We start from the raw sequence: 11,792 nt of genomic DNA on the forward strand, positions 1-11,792 counted from the left end.
AGCAGGGAAGGGCAAAACGGGACAGATAGAGCTATCTGCCCCGTTCATCGCCTACCCCTTTGTCTCCTAATGCGCCTAGTACGTGATGTGGGCCCTATGTGCGGGCTCACATGGCGCACAGATCATTCTCACAGCTCGTTGCCGAAGCAATGCACTGCGTCAGCGCTCGCGGCGCGCTCTGCGTCCGCGCTCCCCGCCGATGTTCCACATCAGCCCTCCGTGCCGCCGCCCTCCGTGCCGCTGTCCTCTGTGCCGCTGTCCTCTGTGCCGCTGTCCTCTGTGCCGCTGTCCTCTGTGCCGCTGTCCTCCGGGGGCAGGACGAGGTGCACGTCCCCGAACTCGTGCCACAGGTAGCGCCCGCGCAGCGCCGCGTCGTAGCCGCGGCCGAGCGCCGAGGGCCCCGCCACCGCCTCCAGCATCAGCAGATGCGACGCCTGCGGCTCGTGCAGCCCGGTCAGCAGACCGTCCACCGCCCGCACCCCGCGCTCGGGAGTGACGACCAGATCCGTCCACCCCGCACACGCGCGGACCGCCCCGTCCGCCCCGACCGCCGACTCCAGCGCACGCACGGCGGTCGTCCCCACCGCGATCACCCGTCCGCCCCCGGCCCGCACCGCTTCGACCAGCCGCGCCGACGTCTGCGGCACCGCGAACCGCTCCGGATACGGCGGCTCGTGCGCCTCCGCCGACGACACCCCGGTGTGCAGGACGACCGGCGCGAACTGCACCCCCCGGCTCACCAGCTCCGTCACCAGGCCCGCAGTGAAAGGCCGTGCCGCACTCGGCATCTCCGCGCTGCCCGCCCCGTCCGCAGCGGGCAGCGCGAACACCGTCTGGTAGGCGGACAGCGGTTGGTCCCGCTCCGTGTAGGCGTAGCGGATGGGACGCCCGTGCTCGCGCAGCAGCCCGGGCGCCGACGACCCGCCGGGCGACACCCTCGCCCACCACAACCGCCCTCCGCCCGGGCTCAGCGGCTCCTCCAGCGCCAGCCGCACACCCCCCGGCATCCGGACCTCCGCCCCCGCGGGACCGCCCGCACGCGCGCGTGTCGTGCCGGCCCCGTCCGGATCCCGCAGCTCGACCGCCCACCGTCCGTCGTCCCCCCGCGTGGAGAAATGCACCACCACGCGCGCGTGACCGATCCGCCCGTCCACGGCCGCCGCCAGCGTCGGGGAGGTGTTCACCACGAGCAGGTCCCCCGCCCGCAGCACACCCGGCAGCTCCCGGAACGCGTGATGCGTGACGTGCGTCCCACGCGACACCAGCAGCCGTACGTCCTCCCGGCCGCGCCCCGGCCCCCGCTGCTCGGCCGGCACCCCCGCCGACAGCTCCTCGGGCACCCGCTCCCACCCCCGGACGTCCTCGTACCGGACGGCCCCCGCCGGCCTCATCGCCGCCCGCCCAGCAGCGCCGACGCGTCGTACCGTCCGTCGGCGGGGCGCTCGTCCAGCAGCCGCACGAAGGCCGGCGCCACCCCGGCCGGATCCGGCCGGGGATCCCCGTCGTCCGGGACGGCCGCCGCGTAGAGGTCCGTCGCCATGTCCCCGGGATCGACCGCCCACACCGCGATCCCCGGCTCCTCCACCCCGAGCACCGCCGCGAGCCGGTCCAGGGCCGCCTTGGAGGCCCCGTACCCGCCCCACGACTCGTACGCCTCGGCCGCCGCGTCCGAGCTGACCGTGATCACCGCGCCGGCCGGCGCCGCCCGCAGCAGCGGCAGGGCCTCCTGCACCAGCCCCAGCGCCGCCACCACGTTCACCTCCAGGGCGCGCCGCAGCCCGTCCAGAGGCAGCGCCTCCAGCCGCACCAGCGGCTCGGCCCCCAGTGCGCTCGCGTTGTTCACCAGCAGGTCGCAGCCGCCGAGCCGCCCGGCGGCCGCCACCAGCTCGGCCCGGTGCCCCGGGTCCGTGACGTCCCCCGTGAGCGCCTCGACCCGCGTCCCGTGCGACGCCACGACCGCCGCCGTCTCCTTCAGCGCCTGCGCGGTCCTGGCGTCCAGCACCAGATCCCACCCTTGCGCGGCCAGCGCCTCCGCCAGCGCCCGGCCCAGTCCCTTCGACGCCCCCGTGATGATCGCTACCGGCATGTCAACCGTCCCCTCGTCGGACCCGCCTCACCCGGCGGTGGGGCCCACCGTAGGAACGGGCCGGCCGCCCCCGCGTCGGACGCGGGACGCAGGCGGGCGGGTCCCTTCGACGTACGCCCGCACACCCGGTCCCCGGACCTGGGCCGCCGGTCCGAGGACCTCGGTCCTAGGTCTCCCGCCCCGGTCCGCGGCCGTCACAGGTCCGATCCGCGCTGTCGGACCCCGCCGGTACCGTGAGGACATGAGTCAAGGCCCCCGCTCCGGCCTCGCCGCCGTGAGCTCCGCGCTGCTGGCCATGAGCAGACACCTCGAGGTGCGCGACGTCCTCAAGACGATCGTGGCCTCCGCCCGTGAGCTGCTCGGCGCCCAGTACGCGGCCCTCGGCGTCCCCGACGACCACGGAGGCTTCGCCCAGTTCGTCGTCGACGGCGTCAGCGACGAGCAGTGGAAGGCCATCGGGCCGCTGCCCCGCCAGCACGGCATCCTGGCGGCCATGCTGCGCGAGGCCCGCCCCGAGCGCCTCGCCGACGTCCGCAAGGACCCGCGCTTCGAGGGCTGGCCCGCCGCACACCCCGACATGTCCGACTTCCTGGGCCTGCCCATCCGCGACGGCGACGAGGTCATCGGCGCCCTGTTCCTGGCCAACAAGAACTGCCCGAAGCCCGACGGAGGCTGCGGCTTCACCCAGGACGACGAGGAACTGCTCTCGATCCTCGCCCAGCACGCCGCGATCGCCCTGACCAACGCCCGGCTCTACGAGCGCAGCCGCGAGCTGACCATCGCCGAGGAGCGCTCCCGGCTGGCCCACGAGCTGCACGACGCGGTCAGCCAGAAGCTGTTCTCCCTGCGCCTGACGGCCCAGGCCGCCGCGGCCCTCGTCGACCGCGACCCCGCGCGCGCGAAGGGGGAGCTGCACCAGGTCGCGGCCCTCGCCGCCGACGCCGCCGACGAGCTGCGCGCCGCCGTGGTGGAGCTGCGCCCGGCAGCCCTCGACGAGGACGGCCTCGTCGCCACCCTGCGCACCCACATCCAGGTCCTCGACCGCGCCCACTCCGCGCGCGTGACGTTCGCCGGCCACGGCGTGCGCGCCCTGCCCGCAGCCCAGGAGGAGGCGCTGCTGCGGGTCGCCCAAGAGGCCCTGCACAACGCCCTGCGCCACTCCGGCGCGGAACACGTCGCCGTGACCCTCGGCAAGCGCGGCCCCGACACGGTCCTGCGCGTCACCGACGACGGCGGCGGCTTCGACCCGACGACGGTCCGCCGGGCCGGCCGTCACCTCGGACTGGTGTCCATGCGCGACCGGGCGAGCGGGGTCGGCGGCACCCTCACGGTGGTGTCGGCGCCCGGCGAGGGCACCACGATCGAGATGGAGGCTCCCGGTGGCTGACGCAATCAAGGTGCTGCTCGTCGACGACCACCAGGTCGTCCGCCGGGGTCTGCGCACCTTCCTGGAGGTGCAGGACGACATAGAGGTCGTCGGCGAGGCCGCCGACGGCGCGGACGGGGTCGCCCTCGCCGAGGAGCTGCGGCCCGACGTCGTCCTGATGGACGTCAAGATGCCCGGGATGGACGGCGTCGAGGCGCTGCGCAGGCTCCGCGATCTCGACAACCCCGCGCGCGTGCTGATCGTCACCAGCTTCACCGAACGCCGCACGGTGGTCCCGGCCCTGCGCGCGGGCGCCGCCGGATACGTCTACAAGGACGTGGACCCCGAGGCCCTGGCCGGCGCCATCCGCTCGGTGCACGCCGGCCACATCCTGCTCCAGCCGGAGGTCGCCGACGCACTCCTGTCCCAGGAGGAGAGCGGCTCGGGCCAGGGGAGGGGCGGCTCCCTCACCGAACGCGAACGCGAGGTGCTCGGCCTGATCGCGGACGGCCGCTCCAACCGGGAGATCGCCCGCGCACTGGTGCTCTCCGAGAAGACCGTCAAGACCCACGTCTCCAACATCCTGATGAAGCTCGACCTGGCGGACCGCACCCAGGCCGCGCTGTGGGCGGTGCGGCACGGAGCGGCCGGCTGAGGCCGCTCCGGCAGAGCGATCCGGAGGGTTGACTTCCGATCCGAGATTCATACCGTCGTGGGAATGTCCCCCGGACGGCGTATCCCCGAGTGGATCCCGCCGTTCTCCAGTGCGTGCCGCGGCGACTGCCGCGGCGAGCGCTAGGAGGGCTCAGAAGTGAAGAACCTGAAGAAGGCAGCGGCCGTGACGATGGTGGCCGGCGGGCTGATGGCCGCCGGCGCCGGCATGGCCTCCGCCGCCGACGGCGCCACCGCGCTCGGCGAGGCCAAGAACTCGCCCGGCGTCGTCTCGGGCAACCTCGTCCAGGCCCCCGTGCAGGTCCCGCTCAACGTCGTCGGCAACAGCGTCAACGTCGTCGGCGTGCTGAACCCGGCCTTCGGGAACCTGGGCCTCAACCACTGAGACCCCCGCCGATCCCGCAGTGACCTCCGGCCTTCCCCCGGCGCCCACCGGGGGAAGGCCGGTCTGTTTGTCGCCCCAATCATCCGAACGAGGTGTCTTCCCGGCCCGCCCCGCACCGTCCCGGGAGCTGCCGCGTTGGGCAGCGCACGACCCGCGGCCGGGTCGGACACGCAACCGCAGGAGGAACGCATTTCATGAACATCGCCAAGAAGGCCGCCGTCGCCCTCACCGTCGCCGGTATCGCCGCGGGAGCCTCGGCCGGTGCCGCCGTCGCCGACGCGGGTGCCGAGGGCGCGGCCGTGAAGTCGCCGGGCGTCATCTCCGGCAACCTGGTCCAGGTCCCGGTGCACGTCCCCATCAACCTCTGCGGCAACACGATCAACGTGATCGGCGCACTGAACCCGGCGTTCGGCAACACCTGCTTCAACGACTGAGTTCACCACCGCACCACCCAGGGGCCCACCCGTCAACGACGCGCGGGCCCCTCCGCACACCCGTATCACCCCGTGACGGCGCCAGGACCACCCCGTGACGGCACCAGAATCAGCCCGCCCGGCACCGAATCAGCCCGTCCGGCGCTTGAGGACAAGGCCCGTTCAGGGCCGAAGGGGGGCCCGGGGGCACAGCCCCCGGACGCCCACACCAACTCCCGCCCCCCCGTCGGAGACACCCCTCACCGCACCCCCCGCTCCCGCTCCTCCACAACGGAGTTGTACGCCGCGACCAGCGCCCGCCGAGCCGTCCGCTCCACCGGCCGCAACGCCTCCGCACGCGCCGCCATCTCACCGGAGGTGACCGCGCCGCCGGGCCCCCTCTCGTACGCCAGGGACACCAGCAGCCCCACCCGCTGCGCCAGCTCCAGCACCCGCACCGCCCGCGGCGGATACCCCGGCGCCAGCACCTCCCGCCCCCGCTCGGCCCGCGCCCGGTACGCGTCGATCGCCGCCTCCGCGAGCGGCCCCGACCCGGCCACGTCCAGCCGCGACAGCACCGCCGTGGCGTCCCGCAAGGCCTCCGCCAGCTCCCGCTCCGCCTCGCCCAGCGACGGCACGTCGGCAGGCGGCGCCTCCCGCACCGGCAGGCAGTGCCACACCACCTCGACGTGCACATCGCCCTCGGGACCGGCCTCGTACACCTCGGGCACCAGCCCGTACCCGGCCCCGTGGCCGACCACCGCCTCCTCGGCGTCCAACGCCCGCGCGTTGAACTCCGGCGGCCCGCTCAGCCCCAGCGGATGCCCCGGCACAGGCAGCGCCACCCGCAGTCCGGTGACCCCGAGCGTCCGCAGCCGGCCGAGCGCGAGCGTGAGCCCGACCGGCGCCGTCTCGCCGGGCAGCCCCTCCACCCGGTGCACGGCGTCGTCCCCGACGACGGCGAGGACGGCGTCGTCCGGCGAGACGAATCCGGCCAACAGGGCATTTCCCCAAGCGGCAAGGCGACCAGAGCGCGGTTCCGAAAGCATCCCCCCACCCTAAGGACCGGACCGATGGAACGGGCCGCCCGACCGGTGGCGTAGATTTTCCCGAAGGGGCCGCGCCCACCCACGCGCGGCGGTCCGAGCCACAGGCGCCCGCGACAGACGACCGGCCACACTGCAAGGGGAGACAACGCGCTCATGAGCGATGTTCTGGAGCTTCAGGACGTATCCGTGGTCCGCGAGGGCCGGGCTCTGGTGGACCAGGTCTCCTGGTCGGTCAAGGAGGGCGAGCGCTGGGTCATCCTCGGCCCGAACGGAGCCGGCAAGACGACCCTCCTGAACATCGCCTCCACCTACCTCTTCCCGAGCTCCGGCGACGTCTCCGTCCTCGGCGAGCCCCTCGGCAAGCCCGGCACCGACGTCTTCGAGCTGCGCCCGCGCGTCGGCATGGCCGGCATCGCCCTCGCCGACAAGCTCCCCAAGCGGCAGACCGTCCTGCAGACCGTCCTGACCGCCGCCTACGGCATGACGGCCGGCTGGCAGGAGGAGTACGAGGACGTCGACGAACAGCGCGCCCGCGCCTTCCTCGACCGCCTCGGCATGAGCGACTACCTCGACCGGAAGTTCGGCACCCTCTCCGAGGGCGAGCGCAAGCGCACCCTCATCGCCCGCGCCCTGATGACCGACCCCGAACTGCTGCTCCTCGACGAGCCGGCCGCCGGCCTCGACCTCGGGGGCCGCGAGGACCTCGTCCGCCGCCTCGGCCGCCTCGCCCGCGACCCCGTCGCCCCCTCGATGATCATGGTCACGCACCACGTCGAGGAGATCGCCCCCGGCTTCACCCACGTCCTCATGATCCGCCAGGGCAAGGTCCTCGCCGCGGGTCCGGTCGAGCTCGAGCTCACCTCCCGCAACCTCTCCCTCTGCTTCGGCCTCCCGCTCGTCGTGGGACAGGTCGGGGACCGCTGGACGGCGCAGGGCCTCCCGCTGTCCTGACCGCCCCCCCTTGCGCCCTGTCCCCGACCGGACGTACGGCCCTACCATGACGGTGTGACCGACATCGACGCGTGGGTGTGGTGGCTCATCGGCGCGGCAGCACTGGGCATCCCGCTCGTGGTGACCGCGATGCCCGAGTTCGGCATGCTCGCGGTCGGCGCCGTGGCCGCCGCGATCGCGGCGGGCCTCGGGCTCGGCGCGGTGGCACAGGTACTCGTCTTCATCGTCGTCTCCGTCGCCCTCATCGCCGTCGTACGGCCCATCGCGATGCGGCACGACCGCCAACGCCCCAGGCTCGCCACCGGAGTCGACGCCCTGAAGGGCAAGCACGCCGTCGTGCTGGAGCGCGTCGACGGCGCGGGGGGCCGCATCAAGCTCGCCGGGGAGATCTGGTCGGCGCGCGCGCTCGACACCGAACGCGCCTACGACGTGGGGCAGGAGGTCGACGTCGTGGACATCGAGGGAGCCACGGCGATCGTCATCTGACCTTGCACAACTCCCGTACGACGTAAGTGAACCGAACACCTCGCGGGCCGCACGACGGTCTGTCAGACTCGACCAGCAAGATCTTCGACAGACATGAGATCTTCCGAAAGCGCCGAGGCGGAGAAAGGTACGGGGAGCCGCGATGGAACCGGTCATCATCGTCCTGGTCATTCTGGTGGTGTTGGTCTTCATCGCCCTGATCAAGACGATCCAGGTCATCCCGCAGGCGAGTGCCGCCATCGTGGAGCGGTTCGGCCGCTACACGCGCACACTCAACGCGGGCCTCAACATCGTCGTCCCGTTCATAGACACCATCCGCAACCGCATCGACCTGCGCGAACAGGTCGTGCCGTTCCCGCCGCAGCCGGTGATCACCCAGGACAACCTGGTCGTGAACATCGACACCGTCATCTACTACCAGGTGACCGACGCCCGGGCGGCGACCTATGAAGTCGCCAGCTACATCCAGGCGATCGAGCAGCTCACCGTCACCACGCTCCGCAACATCATCGGCGGCATGGACCTCGAGCGGACCCTGACCTCCCGCGAGGAGATCAACGCGGCCCTGCGCGGCGTCCTCGACGAAGCGACCGGCAAGTGGGGCATCCGCGTCAACCGCGTGGAACTCAAGGCCATCGAGCCGCCGACCTCCATCCAGGACTCGATGGAGAAGCAGATGCGCGCCGACCGGGACAAGCGCGCCGCGATCCTCACCGCGGAAGGCACCCGCCAGGCCGCGATCCTCACCGCCGAAGGCGAGAAGCAGTCGCAGATCCTGCGCGCCGAAGGCGAGGCCAAGGCCGCCGCACTGCGCGCCGAGGGCGAGGCACAGGCCGTGCGCACCGTCTTCGAGGCGATCCACGCCGGCGACCCGGACCAGAAGCTGCTCTCCTACCAGTACCTCCAGATGCTCCCGAAGATCGCCGAAGGCGACGCCAACAAACTGTGGATCGTGCCCAGCGAGATCGGCGACGCCCTGAAGGGACTCTCCGGCGCGATGGGCAACTTCGGCCCGTTCGGCGGCGGTTCGAGCGGCGGCAACGGCAACGGCAACAACAACGGCCACAACGGCGGCGGCAACGAGCGGCGTGAGAAGCCGTCCCTCGACTGACCACCGACGTGCGTGGGGCCCGCCTCCCGACGGAAGGCGGGCCCCACGCACGTACGGACACGGGCTACGCGGCGTCCAGCGTCAGCCAGTCCGGCAGCGCGGCCAGGTCCTCCTGACCCAGCGACAGCAGCATCGCGTCCGCCGGCGTCGGCTCGAACGGCTGCCGCAGCAAAGGCATCTGCGCCTGCTCCGGAGTCCGGTCCGCCTTGCGGTGGTTGTCCTCCGCGCACGAGGCGACCGTGTTCAGCCACCCGTCCTGACCGCCCTGCGCCCGCGGCACCACGTGGTCCACCGTCGTCGCCCGACGACCGCAGTACGCGCACCGGTGGCGGTCCCTGATCAGCACACCACGCCTCGACCACGGCGCTTGTCTTCGGAACGGCACCCGTACGTACCTGCACAGCCTGATCACCCGGGGCGCCGGGATGTCGACCTCGGCGCCGCGCATCCGCAGTTCGGGGTGGGCCTGCTCGACGACGGCCTTGTCCTGGAGCACCAGAACGACGGCTCGGTTCAACGTCACCGTCGACAGCGGCTCGAAGCTCGCGTTCAGCACCAGCGTGTCCCGCATACCAGCCCACCTCCTGTGCGCACCGGCCCACCCCCTGGCAGGCTGGGACCAACTCTGGCCGGGCACGCCGAGATGGACAACGCAATATCTGCTGCTCCACGGGAGGTGACCCCCGCGACCCCCGGCAACAAAAATGCCCGCCCCTGATCACTTCCAAGACCAGGGGCGGGCAAACGTTCCATGAACGATGAGCTGATTCATCCCTCCGTGGGATCTTCGTACTCACCGATCAGCTGGGCGCGGGCGAGCGCGTGGAACCGGAGGTTGAAGCCCACGACGGCAGGAGAGACCTCCGCGTCCGGACCGAGCTTCTCCTGGTCCACCGCGTACACCGTGAAGACGTACCGGTGCGGTCCGTCCCCGGGCGGCGGGGCCGCGCCGCCGAAGTCCCTGCTGCCGTAGTCGTTTCGCACCTGCACGGCGCCCTCCGGCAGCCCCTCGAACGCGCCGCTGCCCGCACCCGCCGGCAGCTCGGTCACCGAGGCCGGAATGTCGAACACGACCCAGTGCCAGAACCCGCTGCCCGTCGGGGCGTCGGGGTCGAAGCAGGTCACGGCGAAGCTCTTGGTCTCCGGCGGGAAGCCCTCCCACCGCAGATGCGGAGAGGTGTTGCCCTTGGCCTGCACCTGGTCGGCCTTGAGCGTGCCCCCCTCCTCGACGTCCTCGCTCGTCACCGTGAACGACGGCACGGGAGGATGGAAGTCATGGGGGAGCGGTCGCCTCTTGAGCTCGGTCACCTCGGTACCTCCTGAACGGTTCTGCGGTTGCGGTTGTGAGCCTAGAACCAGTTGCGCCTGCTGCCGACCTCGGACAGCCACTGGTTGAGGTACCCGGCCCAGTCCGTCCCGTGGAAGTCCTGCAGACCCACCTGGAACGAACGGAAGGTGTCACTGCCCTCACTGAACAGCCCGGGCTTCTTGTCCATCTCCAGCACGACGTCCATCGTGTGCTCGTCGGCCACGAAGCTCAGCTCGACCTGGTTCAGCCCCCGGTACTGCGACGGCGGGAAGAACTCGATCTCCTGGTAGAACGGCAGCTTCTGCCGCGTGCCCCGGATGTGCCCACGCTCCATGTCCGCGTTCTTGAACCGGAAGCCCAGCTGGATGAAGGCGTCCAGGATGGCCTTCTGCGCCGGCAGCGGGTGCACGTTGACCGGGTCCAGGTCACCGGAGTCCACGGCCCGCGCGATCGCCAGCTCGGTCGTCACACCGATGTGCATCCCGCGCAGCGCCTGCCCGTCGATCATCGTGATCGGCGTCTCCCACGGGATCTCCAGCCCGAACGGCACCGCGTGCACCGCGCCCGCCTGGAGCTCGAACGCGCCGCCGAGCTGCTGCTTGGTGAACTCGATGTCCTGCTTGTACTCCTGGTCCCCGCTCTCGACCTCGACCTTGGCCTGCAGCCCGACGGACAGCCCCTCGATCTCCTGGTTGACGGAACCGCCCTGGATCCGCACCTCGCCCTGGACCACACCGCCCGGAACGACGTTGACCTCGGTCAGCACGGTCTCGACCGAAGCCCCGCCGGCCCCCAGACTCGCGAGCAGCTTCTTGAACGCCATGACTCTCCCTCTACCTACGAACTTGTGCGGACGGGATCCCTCGATCCCTACATACGCGATCCCGACGAGGCCGGTTCCGCGTCCCTCACCCTGGCAAGCCGAGTGCCCGCTGACCACCCCGACGCACCCACCGGTCTGCACTACGCTCGGAGGGCATGATCGCGACCCTCGACCGTACGCCCCTGCCCAGGACCTTCTTCGACCGCCCTGTCCTGGAGGTCGCGCCCGATCTCCTCGGCCGGCTCCTGGTCCGCGCGACCCCCGACGGCCCGATCACCCTGCGCCTCACGGAGGTCGAGGCCTACGACGGCCCGAACGACCCCGGCTCCCACGCCTATCGCGGCCCCACGGCCCGCAACAGCGTGATGTTCGGTCCGCCCGGACATGTGTACGTCTACTTCACCTACGGCATGTGGCACTGCATGAACCTCGTCTGTGGCCCGGAGGGGCGGGCGAGCGCCGTCCTGCTCCGCGCAGGGGAGATCGTCGAGGGGGTCGAAGCGGCGCGCAAACGTCGACTCTCGGCCCGAAATGACAAGGAACTGGCCAAAGGCCCTGCTCGCCTGGCCACCGCCCTGGGCGTGGACCGGGCACTCGACGGGACCGACGCCTGCACCGCCGGCGACACCCCGCTACGCATCCTGACCGGGGCCTCCGTCCACTCCGACCAGGTACGCAGCGGTCCGCGCACCGGAGTCTCCGGCGACGGAGCCGTACACCCCTGGCGTTACTGGGTCGCTGACGACCCGACGGTCAGCCCTTATCGGGCCCATGTCCCCAGGCGTCGCCCAAGTTGACTCGCTGTTGGCCGGGGCGTAACGTAGCCCGAGCCGCTTGAACCGGGTACGGCGATCGCCTGCAGCCGGAAGCGGCCAACCCACTACCTACAACGCCCCTCACGGGAGCGAATTCGTCATGTCCGCATGCCTGAATTCGAACCTTGTGGAACTCGATTATGAGTTGCGGAGGGAATCGGCTAGCGTAGTGAATGTCGAAAGGCCGCAGGGCGAAAGCCTGAAGCCTCGAGGCGAATCCCGCCGACAGGGAATCGGATCGGAAACGGTCTGATAGAGTCGGAAACGCAAGACCGAAGGGAAACTGCCCGGAGGAAAGCCCGAGAGGGTGAGTACGAAGGAAGCGT

At 71.5% G+C, this 11,792-nt stretch carries 13 protein-coding genes and 1 pseudogene; 8 read left to right on the forward strand and 6 right to left on the reverse strand.

What is annotated here, in order from left to right:
- Positions 1-209 precede the first annotated feature (209 nt).
- Both ABT300_RS23360 and ABT300_RS23365 read right to left on the reverse strand, forming a co-directional pair.
- Positions 210-1,391, reverse strand: coding sequence for an S-adenosylmethionine:tRNA ribosyltransferase-isomerase (locus ABT300_RS23360; protein ID WP_351678890.1), 1,182 nt, complete (start codon positions 1,389-1,391; stop codon positions 210-212).
- Positions 1,388-2,086: an SDR family NAD(P)-dependent oxidoreductase gene (locus ABT300_RS23365; protein ID WP_351678893.1), complete on the reverse strand. Its 699-nt coding sequence runs from the start codon at positions 2,084-2,086 to the stop codon at positions 1,388-1,390. The genes ABT300_RS23360 and ABT300_RS23365 overlap by 4 nt, the downstream gene beginning before the upstream one ends.
- A gap of 241 nt (positions 2,087-2,327) precedes the next feature.
- Here ABT300_RS23365 and ABT300_RS23370 point away from each other — a divergent pair, with 241 nt between their 5' ends.
- The 4 genes from ABT300_RS23370 (at position 2,328) to ABT300_RS23385 (ending at position 4,943) form a co-directional block, all read left to right on the forward strand.
- Complete coding sequence (locus tag ABT300_RS23370; RefSeq protein WP_351678896.1) at positions 2,328-3,473, forward strand: GAF domain-containing sensor histidine kinase; 1,146 nt, start codon at positions 2,328-2,330, stop codon at positions 3,471-3,473.
- Positions 3,466-4,107, forward strand: a complete 642-nt coding sequence (locus ABT300_RS23375; RefSeq protein WP_351678898.1) for a response regulator — start codon at positions 3,466-3,468, stop codon at positions 4,105-4,107. Before ABT300_RS23370 ends, ABT300_RS23375 begins: the two co-directional genes overlap by 8 nt.
- 156 nt (positions 4,108-4,263) lie before the next feature.
- The gene (locus tag ABT300_RS23380) at positions 4,264-4,509 is read left to right on the forward strand and encodes a chaplin (RefSeq protein ID WP_351678901.1); all 246 of its coding nucleotides are present in this window, start codon (positions 4,264-4,266) and stop codon (positions 4,507-4,509) included.
- Positions 4,510-4,703: 194 nt separating this feature from the next.
- Entirely contained in the window at positions 4,704-4,943 is a 240-nt protein-coding gene (locus tag ABT300_RS23385) for a chaplin (RefSeq protein WP_057582302.1), read from the forward strand.
- A gap of 239 nt (positions 4,944-5,182) precedes the next feature.
- Here ABT300_RS23385 and ABT300_RS23390 read toward each other — a convergent pair whose 3' ends face one another.
- A complete protein-coding gene (locus ABT300_RS23390) occupies positions 5,183-5,971 on the reverse strand; it encodes an Rv1486c family protein (protein WP_351678904.1) in 789 nt (262 codons plus the stop codon).
- A gap of 153 nt (positions 5,972-6,124) precedes the next feature.
- On the opposite strand from ABT300_RS23390, the pseudogene ABT300_RS23395 reads away from it, so the two are divergent.
- From ABT300_RS23395 to ABT300_RS23405, 3 genes and pseudogenes are all read left to right on the forward strand, one after another.
- Positions 6,125-6,655 (forward strand): annotated as a pseudogene (locus ABT300_RS23395) (ABC transporter ATP-binding protein); the annotation flags it as partial.
- 321 nt (positions 6,656-6,976) lie between these two features.
- Entirely contained in the window at positions 6,977-7,408 is a 432-nt protein-coding gene (locus ABT300_RS23400) for an NfeD family protein (protein WP_351678910.1), read from the forward strand.
- A gap of 142 nt (positions 7,409-7,550) precedes the next feature.
- A complete protein-coding gene (locus tag ABT300_RS23405) occupies positions 7,551-8,519 on the forward strand; it encodes an SPFH domain-containing protein (RefSeq protein WP_351678913.1) in 969 nt (322 codons plus the stop codon).
- 64 nt (positions 8,520-8,583) lie between these two features.
- On the opposite strand, the gene ABT300_RS23410 is transcribed toward ABT300_RS23405, so the two are convergent.
- The 3 genes from ABT300_RS23410 to ABT300_RS23420 all read right to left on the reverse strand — a co-directional run bounded on the left by ABT300_RS23410 (position 8,584) and on the right by ABT300_RS23420 (position 10,651).
- The gene (locus ABT300_RS23410; RefSeq protein ID WP_351678916.1) at positions 8,584-9,090 is read right to left on the reverse strand and encodes an HNH endonuclease; all 507 of its coding nucleotides are present in this window, start codon (positions 9,088-9,090) and stop codon (positions 8,584-8,586) included.
- Between the two features lie 197 nt (positions 9,091-9,287).
- Positions 9,288-9,827 carry a YbhB/YbcL family Raf kinase inhibitor-like protein gene (locus ABT300_RS23415; RefSeq protein WP_351678919.1) on the reverse strand — a complete coding sequence of 180 codons (540 nt, stop codon included), beginning with the start codon at positions 9,825-9,827 and terminating at the stop codon, positions 9,288-9,290.
- A gap of 41 nt (positions 9,828-9,868) precedes the next feature.
- Complete coding sequence (locus ABT300_RS23420) at positions 9,869-10,651, reverse strand: sporulation protein (RefSeq protein ID WP_351678922.1); 783 nt, start codon at positions 10,649-10,651, stop codon at positions 9,869-9,871.
- A 155-nt stretch (positions 10,652-10,806) separates the two neighbouring features.
- Between ABT300_RS23420 and ABT300_RS23425 the strand changes: the two genes are divergently transcribed.
- Positions 10,807-11,448 (forward strand): DNA-3-methyladenine glycosylase, encoded by a 642-nt coding sequence (locus tag ABT300_RS23425; RefSeq protein ID WP_351678925.1) that lies wholly within the window; start codon positions 10,807-10,809, stop codon positions 11,446-11,448.
- Positions 11,449-11,792 lie beyond the last annotated feature (344 nt).

This window comes from Streptomyces sp. NPDC001027 (assembly GCF_040299045.1).
Classification (GTDB): domain Bacteria; phylum Actinomycetota; class Actinomycetes; order Streptomycetales; family Streptomycetaceae; genus Streptomyces.